The sequence below is a fragment of the Streptomyces mutabilis genome (assembly GCF_014649815.1).
Lineage (GTDB): Bacteria > Actinomycetota > Actinomycetes > Streptomycetales > Streptomycetaceae > Streptomyces > Streptomyces mutabilis.
Genome location: NZ_BMTT01000008.1, coordinates 14,801 through 29,678 on the forward strand (window position 1 = coordinate 14,801; position 14,878 = coordinate 29,678).

At 71.1% G+C, this 14,878-nt stretch carries 12 protein-coding genes; 6 read left to right on the top strand and 6 right to left on the bottom strand.

Features of this window, described 5'->3' with window-relative positions; all coding sequences use genetic code 11:
- Positions 1 to 19: 19 nt before the first annotated feature.
- Entirely contained in the window at positions 20 to 733 is a 714-nt protein-coding gene (locus IE142_RS17940; RefSeq protein WP_191886727.1) for a helix-turn-helix domain-containing protein, read from the top strand.
- A 35-nt stretch (positions 734 to 768) separates the two neighbouring features.
- Here the strand turns inward: IE142_RS17940 and IE142_RS17945 are convergent, their stop codons facing one another.
- A complete protein-coding gene (locus IE142_RS17945; RefSeq protein WP_043379758.1) occupies positions 769 to 1,794 on the bottom strand; it encodes an ATP-dependent 6-phosphofructokinase in 1,026 nt (341 codons plus the stop codon).
- A 219-nt stretch (positions 1,795 to 2,013) separates the two neighbouring features.
- Between IE142_RS17945 and pta the strand changes: the two genes are divergently transcribed.
- The 3 genes from pta (at position 2,014) to pyk (ending at position 6,831) form a co-directional block, all read left to right on the top strand.
- Positions 2,014 to 4,104 carry a phosphate acetyltransferase gene (gene pta / locus IE142_RS17950; protein WP_191886728.1) on the top strand — a complete coding sequence of 697 codons (2,091 nt, stop codon included), beginning with the start codon at positions 2,014 to 2,016 and terminating at the stop codon, positions 4,102 to 4,104.
- Complete coding sequence (locus IE142_RS17955) at positions 4,101 to 5,315, top strand: acetate kinase (protein ID WP_191886729.1); 1,215 nt, start codon at positions 4,101 to 4,103, stop codon at positions 5,313 to 5,315. The genes pta and IE142_RS17955 overlap by 4 nt, the downstream gene beginning before the upstream one ends.
- An 85-nt stretch (positions 5,316 to 5,400) precedes the next feature.
- Positions 5,401 to 6,831 carry a pyruvate kinase gene (gene pyk / locus IE142_RS17960; RefSeq protein ID WP_043379764.1) on the top strand — a complete coding sequence of 477 codons (1,431 nt, stop codon included), beginning with the start codon at positions 5,401 to 5,403 and terminating at the stop codon, positions 6,829 to 6,831.
- 96 nt (positions 6,832 to 6,927) lie between these two features.
- Here the strand turns inward: pyk and IE142_RS17965 are convergent, their stop codons facing one another.
- The 4 genes from IE142_RS17965 to IE142_RS17980 all read right to left on the bottom strand — a co-directional run bounded on the left by IE142_RS17965 (position 6,928) and on the right by IE142_RS17980 (position 11,281).
- The gene (locus tag IE142_RS17965) at positions 6,928 to 8,322 is read right to left on the bottom strand and encodes an ICP22 family protein (protein ID WP_191886730.1); all 1,395 of its coding nucleotides are present in this window, start codon (positions 8,320 to 8,322) and stop codon (positions 6,928 to 6,930) included.
- Entirely contained in the window at positions 8,312 to 8,899 is a 588-nt protein-coding gene (locus IE142_RS17970; protein ID WP_191886731.1) for a DUF6114 domain-containing protein, read from the bottom strand. Before IE142_RS17970 ends, IE142_RS17965 begins: the two co-directional genes overlap by 11 nt.
- A 117-nt stretch (positions 8,900 to 9,016) precedes the next feature.
- Entirely contained in the window at positions 9,017 to 9,649 is a 633-nt protein-coding gene (locus tag IE142_RS17975) for a DUF6230 family protein (RefSeq protein WP_043379772.1), read from the bottom strand.
- Between the two features lie 654 nt (positions 9,650 to 10,303).
- Entirely contained in the window at positions 10,304 to 11,281 is a 978-nt protein-coding gene (locus IE142_RS17980) for a tetratricopeptide repeat protein (protein WP_191886732.1), read from the bottom strand.
- 247 nt (positions 11,282 to 11,528) lie between these two features.
- Between IE142_RS17980 and IE142_RS17985 the strand changes: the two genes are divergently transcribed.
- Together IE142_RS17985 and IE142_RS17990 are read left to right on the top strand one after the other, a co-directional pair.
- Positions 11,529 to 12,176 carry a TetR/AcrR family transcriptional regulator gene (locus tag IE142_RS17985; protein WP_191886733.1) on the top strand — a complete coding sequence of 216 codons (648 nt, stop codon included), beginning with the start codon at positions 11,529 to 11,531 and terminating at the stop codon, positions 12,174 to 12,176.
- 711 nt (positions 12,177 to 12,887) lie between these two features.
- Positions 12,888 to 13,091 carry a hypothetical protein gene (locus tag IE142_RS17990; protein WP_191886734.1) on the top strand — a complete coding sequence of 68 codons (204 nt, stop codon included), beginning with the start codon at positions 12,888 to 12,890 and terminating at the stop codon, positions 13,089 to 13,091.
- Here the strand turns inward: IE142_RS17990 and icmA are convergent.
- Positions 13,088 to 14,788 (bottom strand): coenzyme B12-dependent isobutyryl-CoA mutase large subunit, encoded by a 1,701-nt coding sequence (icmA, locus tag IE142_RS17995; protein WP_191886735.1) that lies wholly within the window; start codon positions 14,786 to 14,788, stop codon positions 13,088 to 13,090. The two genes, IE142_RS17990 and icmA, sit on opposite strands and share 4 nt — an antisense overlap.
- Positions 14,789 to 14,878: the final 90 nt, after the last annotated feature.

A 14,878-nucleotide genomic window follows, 5' to 3' on the forward strand; every position in this document is an offset into this window, starting at 1 on the left:
GACTGCCCGGACCCCTACGGTGTGGCGCGTGCGCCGACCCTCACCTCACCCGAACCAGTCGGGTCCCCCGTTCAACGCCCTCGCCGCCCGCCGGCTCCGGGCCGCGCTCGGCATGGGACCCGAACACGTCGCCCACGGCATGCGGGTGTCGTACGGACTGCCGTACGTCTCCCCCGACCACGTCATCGCCTGGGAGCGCGGAGTCGCTTCCCCCGCCGCCTCTGAACTCACCGCGCTCGCGGGCGTGCTGTGGTGCTCGCCCGGTGACCTGATCGGCCGACCGCAGACCCTGCGCGAGCACCGCGTCGCCCGCGGTCTGGCGCCCGAGGACGTGGCCCGTGCCGCCGGAGTCGCGCTCACCGCCTACCTGCGGATGGAGGAGACGGACGGCTGGCGCGGCAACGACCGCCAGTCGGCCGCGCTCGCCCACGTGCTCGACCTGGCGTTGCCGGACTTCGTGGCCGTCACGGGGCGCGAGAAGAAACTCGCCGAGCTGCTGACCAGCGCCGTCACCACCCGATGGCAGGGGTACGTGCGCCCGGTCGCCAAGGTCGCGCCACTGGACCGGCGGGTTCTGGAGAACGTCCTCCAGGTGCTGCACCAGGACTACCAGGGGCACATGACCGCCACCCTCAGCTGGGGCGGCGGCGGCCCCGACTCCAGCGCGGCGGGGCGTGACTTCCTCGACCGGATCGTGGAGCACTTCTGGGCGGCCGTCGAGAAGCACCCGTGAGCCGTCGTGGCACGGGCCGGCGGGGCGTCCGGTGCCTAGAAGACCGACTCGGCCTCGTCCATCCGGTCCTTCGGCACCGTCTTCAGCTCGGTGACCGCCTCCGCCAGCGGGACCATGACGACGTCCGTGCCGCGCAGCGCCGTCATGCGGCCGAACTCGCCCCGGTGCGCGGCCTCCACCGCGTGCCAGCCGAAGCGGGTGGCGAGCACCCGGTCGTACGCGGTGGGCACGCCGCCGCGCTGGACGTGGCCGAGGATGACCGGCTTGGCCTCCTTGCCGAGCCGGCGCTCCAGCTCGTACGCGAGGGCGGTGCCGATGCCCTGGAAGCGCTCGTGGCCGAACTTGTCGATGGCGCCCTTGCCGTAGTCCATGGAGCCCTCGACGGGGTGGGCGCCCTCGGCCACGCAGACCACGGCGAACTTCTTGCCGCGGGAGAACCGCTCCTCGACCATCTTCACCAGGTCGGCGGGGTCGAAGGGGCGCTCGGGCAGGCAGATGCCGTGGGCGCCTGCGGCCATGCCGGACTCCAGGGCGATCCAGCCGGCGTGGCGGCCCATGACCTCGACGACCATCACCCGCTGGTGGGACTCGGCGGTGGTCTTGAGGCGGTCCATCGCCTCGGTCGCGACGCCGACGGCCGTGTCGAAGCCGAAGGTGCGGTCCGTGGAGGAGATGTCGTTGTCGATGGTCTTCGGCACGCCTACCACGGGGAGACCGGCGTCGGAGAGCATCCGGGCGGCCGTCAGGGTGCCCTCGCCGCCGATCGGGATCAGCGCGTCGATGCCGAAGCTCTGGATCATGTCGCCGGCGTTCTCGCAGGCCTCGCGGAGCCGGTCGCGCTCGAGGCGGGAGGAGCCGAGGATGGTGCCGCCGCGGGCCAGGATGCCGCTGACCGCGTTGAGGTCGAGGGTGCGGTAGCGGCCGTCGAGCAGACCGGCGTAACCGTCCTCGAAGCCGATGACCTCGTCGCCGTAGTTGTCGACCGCTCGGTGCACGACCGACCGGATCACTGCGTTCAGGCCGGGGCAGTCGCCGCCTGCGGTGAGTACGCCGATACGCATCGTGCTGTGTCTCCTGCTCGCTGTTGACACCGGTGAGCCGATCCAATTGTTTCACGGTCCGGGCACGGGTGGGGACTGACGATTGTTGACGGGCGCCTTATCCATACCCGGAGGTATTGTCAAGAGGGTTCCGCTCACCCCGGTGGGCGATTTTTGTGCACGGGACAGCCGCCACCATGTGCACGGGACAGCAGCCACCAGACGAAACGGAGAACACGCGTGACGCGCAGCGTGTACGTGACCGGTATCGACCGCGGCGACGGCCGCCAGGTCGTCGAACTGGGGGTCATGGAGCTCCTGACCCGGCAGGTCGACCGGGTCGGCGTCTTCCGTCCCCTGGTCCACGACGGACCCGACCGGCTCTTCGAACTGCTGCGGGCCCGTTACCGGCTCTCGCAGGATCCCGCGACCGTCTACGGCCTGGACCACCAGGAGGCGTCCGCCCTCCAGGCCGAGCAGGGCACGGACGAACTGGTGTCCGCGCTGGTCGACCGGTTCCACCTGGCCGCCCGGGACTACGACGTCATGCTCGTCCTCGGCACCGACTTCGCCGACACCCAGTTCCCGGACGAACTGTCCCTTAACGCGCGGCTCGCCAACGAGTTCGGCGCGTCGGTCGTCCCGGTCGTGGGCGGACGGGGGCAGGCCGCCGAGTCCGTGCTCGCCGAGACCGTCAACGCCTTCCGCGCCTACGACGGGCTGGGCTGCGACGTCCTGGCCATGGTGACCAACCGGGTCACCCGCGAGGACCGGGACGAGATCGCCGAGCGGCTCACGGACCGGCTGCCGGTGCCGTGCTGGGTGGTGCCGGACGAGCCCGCGCTGTCCGCGCCGACCGTCTCGCAGATCGCGCACACCCTCGGCGCCCAGGTGGTCCTCGGCGACGACTCGGGGCTCGCCCGGGACGCGCTGGACTTCGTCTTCGGCGGGGCCATGCTGCCCAACCTGCTGAGCGCCCTGACCCCGGGCTGCCTGGTGATCACGCCCGGGGACCGCGCCGACCTGGTGATCGGCACCCTCGCCGCGCACAGCGCCGGCACCCCGCCGATAGCCGGCGTGCTGCTGACGCTGAACGAGGTGCCCGGCGACGGCATCCTCACCCTCGCCGACCGCCTCGCGCCCGGCACCCCGGTGCTCTCGGTGACCGGCAACAGCTTCCCCACCGCCGAGCGGCTGTTCTCCCTGGAGGGGAAGCTGAACGCGGCCACCCCGCGCAAGGCGGAGACCGCCCTCGGCCTCTTCGAGCGCTACGTCGACACCGCCGACCTCAGCAAGCGGGTCTCCGCGCCGAGCAGCGACCGGGTCACGCCGATGATGTTCGAGCACAAGCTGCTGGAGCAGGCCCGCTCCGACCTGCGCCGGGTCGTGCTGCCGGAGGGGACCGAGGAGCGGGTGCTGCACGCGGCGGAGGTGCTGCTGCGCCGGGGGGTGTGCGAGCTGACCCTGCTGGGGCCGGTCGAGCAGATCCGCAAGAAGGCCGCCGACCTGGGCATCGACCTCGCAGGCGCCGAGCTGATCGACCCGGCGGTGTCCGAGCTGCGGGACTCCTTCGCCGAGAAGTACGCGGCCCTGCGCGCCCACAAGGGCGTCACCGTGGAGCTGGCGTACGACGTGGTCTCCGACGTGAACTACTTCGGCACGCTGATGGTGCAGGAAGGGTTCGCCGACGGGATGGTGTCGGGGTCGGTGCACTCGACGGCGGCGACGATCCGGCCGGCCTTCGAGATCATCAAGACCAAGCCGGACGCGTCGATCGTGTCGTCCGTGTTCTTCATGTGCCTGGCCGACAAGGTGCTGGTCTACGGCGACTGCGCGGTCAACCCGGACCCTAACGCCGAGCAGCTGGCCGACATCGCCACGCAGTCGGCGTCCACGGCGGCGCGGTTCGGGGTGGATCCGCGGATCGCGATGCTGTCGTACTCGACGGGCACGTCCGGGTCCGGCGCCGACGTCGACAAGGTGCGCGAGGCGACGGAGCTGGTCCGCGCGAACCGTCCCGACCTGCGCGTCGAGGGGCCGATCCAGTACGACGCGGCCGTGGAGCCGTCGGTCGCCGCGACCAAGCTGCCCGGGTCCGAGGTGGCCGGGCAGGCCAGCGTGCTGATCTTCCCGGACCTGAACACCGGCAACAACACCTACAAGGCCGTGCAGCGCTCGGCCGGCGCGATCGCCGTCGGCCCGGTCCTCCAGGGGCTGCGCAAGCCGGTCAACGACCTGTCGCGGGGCGCGCTCGTCCAGGACATCGTCAACACCGTCGCCATCACGGCGATCCAGGCCCAGAACCCGAGCGAGAAGGCGTCCGAGCAGTGACCTCCCCCACCCGTGTCCTCGTCCTCAACTCCGGCTCCTCGTCGGTGAAGTACCAGCTCCTGGACATGCGGGACCGCAGCCGGCTGGCGGTGGGGCTGGTCGAGCGCATCGGTGAGCAGACCTCCCGGCTGAAGCACACGTGCGTGACCGGCGGCGACACCCGCGAGCAGAACGGGCCGATCGCCGATCACGAGGCCGCCCTCAAGGCCGTCGCGCAGGAGCTGGCCCGGGACGGTCTGGGCCTGGACTCCCCGGAGCTGGCCGCGATCGGGCACCGGGTGGTGCACGGCGGCATGTTCTTCACCGAGCCCACCCTGATCGACGAGGGCGTGCTCACCGAGATCGAGCGGCTGATCCCCGTCGCCCCGCTGCACAACCCGGCCAACCTCACCGGCATCCGCACTGCCCGGGGGATGCGCCCCGACCTGCCCCAGGTGGCCGTCTTCGACACGGCGTTCCACACGACGATGCCCGAGCCGGCGGCGCGCTACGCGATCGACCCGAAGATCGCCGACCGTCACCGCATCCGCCGCTACGGCTTCCACGGCACCTCGCACGCCTACGTCTCCCGGGAGACCGCGCGGCTGCTGGGCAAGGACCCGTCCGAGGTGAACGTCATCGTGCTGCACCTCGGCAACGGCGCCTCGGCCTCGGCGGTCGAGGGCGGCCGGTGCGTGGACACCTCCATGGGGCTGACGCCTTTGGAGGGACTCGTGATGGGTACGCGGTCCGGAGACCTGGACCCGGCGGTCATCTTCCATTTGGAGCGGGTTGGCGGAATGTCCACCGACGAGATCGACACTCTCCTCAACAAGAGGAGCGGCCTGTTCGGTCTGTGCGGCGACAATGACATGCGGGAGATCCGGCGCCGCGTCGACGAGGGTGACGAAGAGGCGCGGCTCGCCTTCGACATCTACATTCACCGCCTGAAGAAGTACATCGGCGCCTATTACGCGGTCCTCGGCCGAGTGGACGCGGTCGCCTTCACGGCCGGGGTCGGCGAGAATGCGGCACCGGTGCGGGAAGCGGCCGTGGCGGGCCTGGAGGGGCTGGGCCTGGCGGTCGACGCCGGGCTGAACGGCGCTCGCGGCGACGATCCCCGGCTGATCTCCCCCGAGGACGCCCGGGTGAAGGTGGCCGTGGTGCCGACCGACGAGGAATTGGAGATCGCGACACAAACGTACGCACTGGTCGAAAAGAACAGCCGATGAATTCACTTGTGAGCATGCCCGCGCCCATATGTAGCTTCCGCCTGGCGGAATATTCCGGAGCGAAACAAACCGATAGGATCGCCCCATGCGCCGTTCGAAAATCGTCTGTACCCTCGGCCCCGCGGTCGACTCCCACGAGCAGCTCGTAGCGCTGATCGAGGCCGGCATGAACGTGGCCCGCTTCAACTTCAGCCACGGCACGCACGCCGAGCACCAGGGCCGTTACGACCGTGTCCGGGCCGCCGCCAAGGAGACCGGCCGGGCCATCGGTGTCCTCGCCGACCTGCAGGGCCCGAAGATCCGTCTGGAGACCTTCGCGGAGGGTCCCGTCGAGCTGGTGCGCGGTGACGAGTTCACCATCACCACCGAGGACGTGCCGGGCGACCGGACGATCTGCGGCACGACGTACAAGGGCCTGCCCGGCGACGTCACCAAGGGCGACCAGGTGCTCATCAACGACGGCAACGTCGAGCTGAAGGTCACCGAGGTCGAGGGCCCGCGGGTGAGGACGATCGTCATCGAGGGCGGCGTCATCTCCGACCACAAGGGCATCAACCTGCCCGGTGCCGCGGTCAACGTCCCCGCGCTGAGCGAGAAGGACGTCGAGGACCTGCGGTTCGCGCTGCGGATGGGCTGCGACCTGGTCGCCCTCTCCTTCGTGCGGGACGCCAAGGACGTGGCCGACGTGCACCGCGTGATGGACGAGGAGGGCCGTCGGGTCCCCGTCATCGCCAAGGTGGAGAAGCCGCAGGCGGTCGAGAACATGGAGGACGTCGTCGCGGCCTTCGACGCCGTCATGGTCGCCCGCGGCGACCTGGCCGTCGAGTACCCGCTCGAGAAGGTCCCCATGGTGCAGAAGCGCCTGATCGAGCTGTGCCGGCGCAACGCCAAGCCGGTGATCGTCGCGACCCAGATGATGGAGTCGATGATCACCAACTCCCGTCCGACCCGCGCCGAGGCCTCCGACGTGGCCAACGCGATCCTGGACGGGGCCGACGCGGTCATGCTCTCCGCGGAGTCGTCGGTGGGCGCGTACCCGATCGAGACCGTCAAGACCATGTCGAAGATCGTCTCCGCCGCCGAGCAGGAGCTGCTGTCCAAGGGCCTGCAGCCGCTGGTGCCGGGCAAGAAGCCGCGCACGCAGGGCGGTTCGGTGGCCCGTGCCGCCGCCGAGATCGCCGACTTCCTGGGCGGCAAGGGCCTGGTGGCCTTCACCCAGTCCGGTGACACCGCCCGCCGGCTCTCCCGCTACCGCGCGGCCCAGCCGATCCTCGCCTTCACCACCGACGAGTCCACCCGCAACCAGCTGGCGCTCAGCTGGGGTGTGGAGCCGCACGTGGTGCCGTTCGTGAACTCCACCGACGAGATGGTCGACCTGGTGGACCAGGAGACCGCCCGCCTCGGCCGGTTCAGCGACGGCGACATCGTCGTGATCACCGCCGGTTCGCCCCCCGGCGTGCCCGGCACCACCAACATGGTCCGGGTGCTGCACCTGGGCGAGACGCGGCGCGGCTGACACCCGCACCCGCTTCCGTACGGCGCTGAGGGCGCCCCCTCGACAGGGGGCGCCCTCGGCGGTTGTCGCGGCTCCCGAACGCGCCCGGGGGCGGGCTCAGGTCGTGTACTGGTGCAGCCCGGGGATGTGGAGCGTGCCGCCGAACTGGCCGGCCTGGACGACCGTCACCTTCGTGAAGTAGATGAGCGGGATGTCCAGCGGCGGCGGGTGCTCCGGGTCGAAGGTGATCGGGATCAGCCCGAGCAGGTTGCCCGAGATGCTCTCGGTGTACATCACCGTGTCGCCGTCGCGGATCGTGGACGTCGAGCCCTCGGCCGCCTGCACGTGGTAGGTCTTGCCGGCCTGCTCGTCCTTCACCGTCTGGTGCAGGTCGCCGATGTCGGTGCCGCCCGAGATGACGTACTTGAGCACCTTCTTGGTGGTGCCGTTGGCCGTCTTCACCTCGACGACGCCCTTGTAGGAGGCGCCCTTCAGCAGCAGCGAGCTGGCGTTGAGGTACCAGGGGTCGTCAGGCAGCGGCACCGTGTTGTCGACGCCGCCCTCCGCGTCCGTGGCGACCGGGCAGTCCTCCGGGTCGGTGCCGGCGCTCTCGGAGGCGCTCGGGACGGGCGAGGCGGTGACATCCCCGGCCTCCTCCTCCGCCTTGTCCTTCGCGTCCTCTTCGGCCTTCCCGGCCGCCTCGTCCACCGACTCCTCGGTGTCATCGGCCGCCTTCGACGCCGCGTCGGCCGGGTCCCCGGTGCTGTCCTTCGCGGTGCCGGTGACCTTGTCGGCGGTCTCCTCCGCCGGGTCGGACGCGTCGTCGCCGGCGCTCGCCGACGCCGAGGGGGTCGGCGTGGGGCTCGGGGCCTCCTCGGCCTTGTCGCCGGTGAAGATGCCCTCGATGGCGTCGCCGAGGCCCTCCAGCGCGCCGCCGGACTCCGACGCGGACGGGGACGGGGACGGTTCGGCGGCGTCCGCGCCGGACGCATCCCGGCCTCCGGGATCCTGGGAAGCGGAGGGGCTCGGGGTTGGGTCGGCCCGGCCGGCGTCGTTCCCGTCCTCGTCGTCGGAACCTGAATCCGACGAAGAGGACTCGCCCGTACCCTTGCCGTCCTTGCCCGCGCCGCCCGCGGAGTCCGGGGAACCGGACTCCGTCGCACCGCCCTTGTCCTTGCCGTCCTCGCCCTCCGAGCCGGTCGCCGAGGGCGAGGACGACGCGGACGCGCCCTTCTCGGCGTCCTCCAATGCCTCCACGCACGCTTTGTACTCGTCGGCGGTCAGGCTGTTGGATGTCGGCTTCGCCGCGTCGTTGCCGTCGGCGATGGCCAGCGTCGGAGTGAACCCCATCCCCATGAGGACGGCCGTGGGCATCGCCGCCAGGGCGATCGCCTTCCCGGCCGGCATGTGGAACCTGGTGAACAACGGCTTCTTGGGTGCCGCGTGGCGCGGCCCGGTTCTCACACGGAACGACTCCACGTCAGTCCCGCGGGTCACCTCGTCAGCCGGCACTGTGCCTCCCGTTCGCCCCGTTGGCCGGGCTCGTTCCTGACAGATCCTTGGGCTCACCCGCCGCGTCGCGCGGCTGCGGCACCGTGGCGTCGGGCACCTGGGTGCCGAGGTCCGCGGGGACCACGCTCTCGGGCGCGTCGCCCGTTCCCTTGCCCTCCAGCGGCGGCTCGGCCTGCGGCGGCTCGCCCGGCACCCACGACACGGCCATGGCCCCGCCGATCATGGCGAGCAGGAAGCCGATGAGGAATCCGCCCAGATTGGACACGGGGATCGACACCAGCGCCAGCAGGATCGCCGCCACGCCCGCGAAGACCCGGACGTGCTTCTGGAACCACAGGCTGACGCCCAGGACGACCAGCAGCACGCCGATGATCAGGGAACCGGAGCCCGCGGTGGTGGCCATCGCCAGCGTCAGGTGCCCGATCTGGAGGTTCGCGTACGGGAAGTAGGCGATGGGGAGTCCGCCGAGCGCGACGAACAGGCCGGCCCAGAACGGCCGCGTGCCTCGCCAGGCACGGAACTGCAGCCTCCGGCGGGTGAACTGGCCGGCTGCGGCGGCAGGAGTCTCGGCGCTCATGGAAAACAGCTCCCTGGTACGGCTTTGCTGTGGTGGAGATGTGGACCGTGTGCGACGACACGGCCGGAAGTGGACGGGCGGGGGCGCCGCTGGCTCCCCCGCCCGTCAATGGGGTGCTTAGTAGCACTCCTTGACACCCTTGGACAGCGACATCTTCAGACCGCTGAGCTTGAAGGTTCCGGCGGTGGTGGCCCACGCCGTCTGCTTCACGTCGGTCAGCGTGGCCGAGTCGGCCTGCTGCGCGAATCCGTTCGGGTTCGCGGTGTCGCCCTTCTGGATGCCGGGACCCTTGTTGGCGTCCTTGGCGGCCACACCGATGTCGATGCCGCGGAAGGTGGCATCGGCCTCGAGCTGCTCGATGTCGATGTACAGGTTCTTCGCCTCGACCGGCTTGTCGCCGCCGCCCGCCGTGAGCATGAGGCTGACCGAACCGAGCAGCGGGACGTCCGGCGTGACCACGGACTGGCACATGCCCTTGATGGTCGCGGACCGGAACGCCGAGACGGCGACGGGGTGAGCCGTCTTCTCGCCCTTCAGCGTGTATCCCGAGTCAATGGCCCCGTACTGGGAGAAACCCGTACCGTCGAGCCGGTCCGCCGTCACCTTGAACGACTGACCGGAGACGCTGAACGAAGCCGCCAGGGCACCCTGCCCCAGCGCGACGCCTATCGCCGCCGTGGCGGCAACGCTGGGCACCATCACCACAGCGAACCGCTTCCATCTGGTCCCGCCACGCACCTGGGACTCCATATTTCCTCCTTCTCGGACGTACATCTCCTGGCCTCGGCCGGCCCCCGGATCGGCGGCCGAACCTGGCAGGGATGGGAGAAGTGCTACGTCCTCGGGAAGGAGAGCGCCCGCGCTCGGCGGCACGTATGGAACGAGCCCGAATCACCGGCGATCACCCCCGAGCGACAACCACTGGTCGCGCCTGACACGCATCACGCACAACCCTGCTGGGCAGGCTTCGCCGGGTGGACGAAGACCCCCCTGCCCAAGAGCCGGCGCCACTGCCGCCGACTCTGCTCGGTGGGGACCCAGGAACCCCCGCGACCCGACTGGCTTTCGGGGTACGGGAATGGACCGAGCGTCGCCGATCGTGGTGCATTCTCGCCGTCGGCACAAGGGGGTTCGTTACTCACTAGTAACGGCCGGATAACCGCAGGACGACACACCGATCCCGAACGGCGACGCTCGGTGTGCCACGAGGGCGGAACATAGCTGTTGATCGTCGGACAGAAACCGACAGACCGCCGCCGTCGACTTACTGGCAGTAACAGCGGCCGCGATTACCAAGATTCGGTAAAGCGCGGCCGCACTGGCTTTCCGTCGGCAGCTCTTTCACTCGGGCGCCACCCGGACGAACGGTCGAAGACCGGTCGGTCCGGGCGGCCCGACCGCGCGCTAGAACAGGGCGCGGGCCAGCGCCCTGCGCGCCGCGGCCACCCGCGGGTCCTCGGCGCCGACGACCTCGAACAGTTCCAGCAGCCGCAGCCGTACGGCGTCCCGGTCGTCCCCGGCCGTGACGCGCACCGTGTCGATCAGGCGCCCGAAGGCGTCCTCCACGTGCCCGCCCACCAGGTCCAGGTCGGCGGCGGCGATCTGGGCCTGCGCGTCGCCCGGCTTGTCGGCGGCGTCCTGACGGACCTTCTGCGGGTCGGCGTCCTGCACGCGCTGGAGCAACTCGGCCTGGGCGAGGCCCAGCTTGGCCTCCGTGTTGCCCGGGTCCTCGGCCAGCACGTTCTTGTACGCCTGGACGGCGCCGCCCAGGTCGCCGGCGTCCAGCGCCCGCACGGCGGCCTCCAGCGCCGCGTCGTGCGGGCCGGCCGGGCGCTCGGGGGCGGCGGCCGGTGCCGCACCCGGCTCCGCCTCGGGGTCGACGGCGAGACCGGTCAGCCCGAACCGTTCCTCGGCGACCTGCACCAGCTGGTCCAGGGTCTGGCGGATCTGCGCCTCGCCGGCGGCACCCTGGAAGAGCGGCAGTGCCTGTCCGGCCACGACCGCGAACACGGCCGGGATGCCCTGGACGCCGAACTGCTGCATCAGCATCTGGTTGGCGTCGACATCGATCTTGGCGAGGAGGAAGCGCCCGTTGTACTCGACGGCGAGCCGCTCCAGGACCGGGCTCAACTGCTTGCAGGGCTCGCACCACTCGGCCCAGAAGTCGATGACTACCGGGACCTCGGTGGACCGCTGAAGGACATCGCTCTCGAAGCGGGCCTCGTCGACGTCGATGACGAGGTCGGCCGGGGAGACGGCGCCCGTCCCGCCGTTGCGGGCCGCCTCGGCGCGCGCCTGCTCCGCCTTGGCCTTGGCTTCCTGGGCCTGCTTCACCGCGGCGAGGTCGACGACCCCGCTCATGGACATGTTCCGTGGCTGCATGGGTCTATCCTCCCCCGTACCGCGCTCGTGCGTGAAAAGCGGGGTGAAAGCCCGCCTGGAAGTGTGCTGTTGCCGGTCCTGCCGGCGCCGGGTCCCCACCCCACGCCCGTGGTCGTCGCTGGGGCACGGGCGGGCCCGCGCTTTCGCTACGCCCCGTAGCGTAATGCCGAGACGGCCCGTCGGAACAGCCCTCCTCGGTGATCTGCCTCACGGACGCCCTTCGTTACCCGCCGGTTAAGGTCGGGGAATGCAGAGCAGCACCCCCGCCGGCCGTGCCGGGCGCCCGCGCAGTGCCGCGGCGGACACCGCGATCCTGGCCGCGACGCGGGCGGCCCTGGTGGACCTGGGCTGGTCGAAGCTCACCCTGCAGGACGTGGCCACGCGCGCCGGGGTTGCCAAGACGACGCTGTACCGCCGGTGGGTGGGCAAGAACGAGCTGGTCGTCGACGCGGTCGCCGAGCTCTTCGACGAGCTCCGGCTGCCCGACCGGGGCTCCCTCGCCGCCGACATCGAGGGCGTGGTGCTCCAGTTCGCGGCGATCCTGGCCCGCCCGGAGGCGAAGAGCGGTCTGATGGCGGTGGTCGCCGAGTCCACGCGCGACGCGGCGCTGCGCGAGCGCATCCGTACGTCGATCGTGGAGCGGCAGAAGCGGTTGGTGCTGGAGGGCAGGGCCCGCGCCCAGGCCAGGGGCGAGCTGCCTGTGGAGCCGGACCCGGTGGAGGCCGCCCGCACGGCGGACCTCATCTTCGACGTGGTGGCGGGCGCGGTGGTCCACCGCACGCTGGTCAGCGCGGAAGCGGCGGACGGTGAGTGGGTGCGGAGCTTCGCGCGGGTACTGCTGTGGGGGCTGGCCTCACTGCCTCACCAGCCAGGTCTCCCGCAGGATCCTGAGTAGGACGATGAGGACCATCACCGGCTCCGGCCTCCCGCAGGAGCCCCGTGAGCCAGGCGGCGACGGCGGCGTCCCGGTCCGCCACGAGGACGCCCAGCCCGGCGACGTCACCCGTGTCCTGTCCGGCGGTGGCCGGGGGAAGCGGCAGCCCCGGGGCCGCGTCCCCCACCCCGGGGAGGCTTTCGTCGGTCCCCTCGGCTCTGCCGGACGGGGGCACGTTCGTCGCGCACGGCCCGGCGAGGCATACGTGGGCGGGAGACGCGTCCGAGGCCGGGACGAGGGCCTGCGTGCCCGGCCGTTCCGGCCCCCGGCCCGCGAGGTCCGCGCCGGGGAAGCGGCCGGTGTCCGGCTCGCGGCCGGACGCATACCGACGTGCCGCCGCTCGACGCCTTTCCGGTGCCGGCCCTGTTGCTGGCCCCCGGCACCGGAGACGACGGCCAGAGCGTGCAGCCGCCGCCTACGTGGACGAGCGGCTCCCCGGAAGCCAGGCCCACGGTGGTCGGGACCCGTGTCACGAGCGGCTCCCTCGCTGCACCGGACGACGGTCCCCGAGATGATCAGCCGCGCGCACCATTACCACGCGGCACAGGGCCGGAAGCCGTCGAATGGGTGATCGGCAGCGCAGCGGGGCCGGTGACATCGCCGAGGTCCGGGGCAGCAGCCCCCCGCGGTGACCAGTGCCCGCTCACCTGGGAACCCGGCCACCGCGGCCATATGGCCGCCGCCGCCCAGCGGCTGGCGCACACGTGCTGGGCGGAGCGAACCTCGGCGACGGCGGCGTCGAGCCCGCCCGGGGTTCCGCCGCCTGCTCGTGCCGGCGGCGGACGGCCCCTGCCCACCCTGTCCGACCTGGCCGGCACCGTCACGGCCGACAGCCTGCCCGGTCTCCACCGGATGCTGTACGAGGTCGTTCCCTAGAACCCCGCCGGTTCCGTGTACACCCCCCACTCGTCCCGCAGCACCCCGCAGATCTCACCCAGCGTGGCCTCCGCGCGCACCGCGTCCAGCATCGGCTCGATCATGTTCCCGCCGGAGCGGGCCGCGGCGAGCATGCCGTCCAGGGCACCGCGCACGGCCGCGTCGTCCCGGGCCGCCTTGCGTTCGCCCAGCACCCGCACCTGCTCGCGCTCCACCTCGTGGCTGACCCGCAGGATCTCCAGGTCCCCGGTGACGGAACCGGTGTGGACGTTGACGCCGACGACCTTCTTCTCGTCCTTCTCCAGGGCCTGCTGGTACCGGAAGGCGGACTCGGCGATCTCACCGGTGAACCAGCCGTCCTCGATGCCGCGCAGGAGGCCGGAGGTGATCGGCCCGACGGGGTGCTGCCCGTCGGGGTGGGCCCTGAGCCCCCGCTCCTTGATCTGCTCGAAGATCTTCTCCGCGTCGGCCTCGATCCGGTCCGTCAGCTGCTCGATGAACCACGAGCCGCCCAGCGGGTCGGCGACGTTGGCGACACCGGTCTCCTCCATGAGCACCTGCTGGGTGCGCAGGGCGATCTCCGCGGCCTGCTCGCTGGGCAGCGCGAGGGTCTCGTCCAGGGCGTTGGTGTGCAGGGAGTTCGTCCCGCCGAGCACCGCCGCCAGCGCCTCCACCGCCGTACGCACCACGTTGTTGTACGGCTGCTGCGCGGTGAGCGAGACACCGGCGGTCTGCGTGTGGAAGCGCAGCCACTGCGCCTTGTCGGTCTTCGCCCCGTACACGTCCCGCATCCACCGAGCCCAGATCCTGCGGGCCGCGCGGAACTTGGCGATCTCCTCGAAGAAGTCGAGGTGCGCGTCGAAGAAGAAGGACAGCCCCGGCGCGAAGAGGTCCACGTCCAGCCCGCGACTGAGCCCCAGCTCCACGTACCCGAAGCCGTCCGCCAGCGTGTAGGCCAGCTCCTGCGCGGCCGTCGCCCCGGCCTCGCGGATGTGGTACCCGGAGACGGAGAGCGGCTTGTAGGCGGGGATGCCGGCCGCGCAGTACTCCATCAGGTCGCCGATCAGGCGCAGGTGCGGCTCGGGCTGGAAGAGCCACTCCTTCTGCGCGATGTACTCCTTGAAGATGTCGGTCTGGAGCGTGCCGTTGAGCACGGACGCGTCCACGCCCTGGCGTTCGGCGGCGACCAGGTACATGCAGAACACGGGCACGGCCGGCCCGCTGATCGTCATGGAGGTCGTCACGTCACCGAGCGGGATGTCCTTGAACAGCACCTCCATGTCGGCGGCCGAGTCGATGGCCACGCCGCAGTGCCCGACCTCGCCGAGCGAGCGCGGGTCGTCGGAGTCGCGGCCCATCAGGGTCGGCATGTCGAAGGCGACCGAGAGCCCGCCGCCGCCGTTGCGGAGGATCATCTTGTAGCGCTCGTTGGTCTGCTCGGCGTTGCCGAACCCGGCGAACTGCCGGATGGTCCAGGTCCGCCCCCGGTACCCGGTCGGATGCAGGCCGCGGGTGAAGGGGTACTCCCCCGGCCAGCCGATCCGCTCGAAGCCCTCGTAGGCGTCACCGGGCCGGGGCCCGTACACCGGCTCCACGGGGTCGCCGGAGAGCGTCGTGAAGTCCGCGTCGCGCTTGCGCGCCGCGTCGTACCGGGCCTGCCAGCGAAGGCGGCCCTCCTCTATGGCGTGAGCGTCCATACCCTCGAATTTACTAGGACGTCCAAGTAAATGTCGATGGGGAACCGCCGTACGGGTGTCCGTACGGCGGTGGAAAGGCCCGGAAAGAGC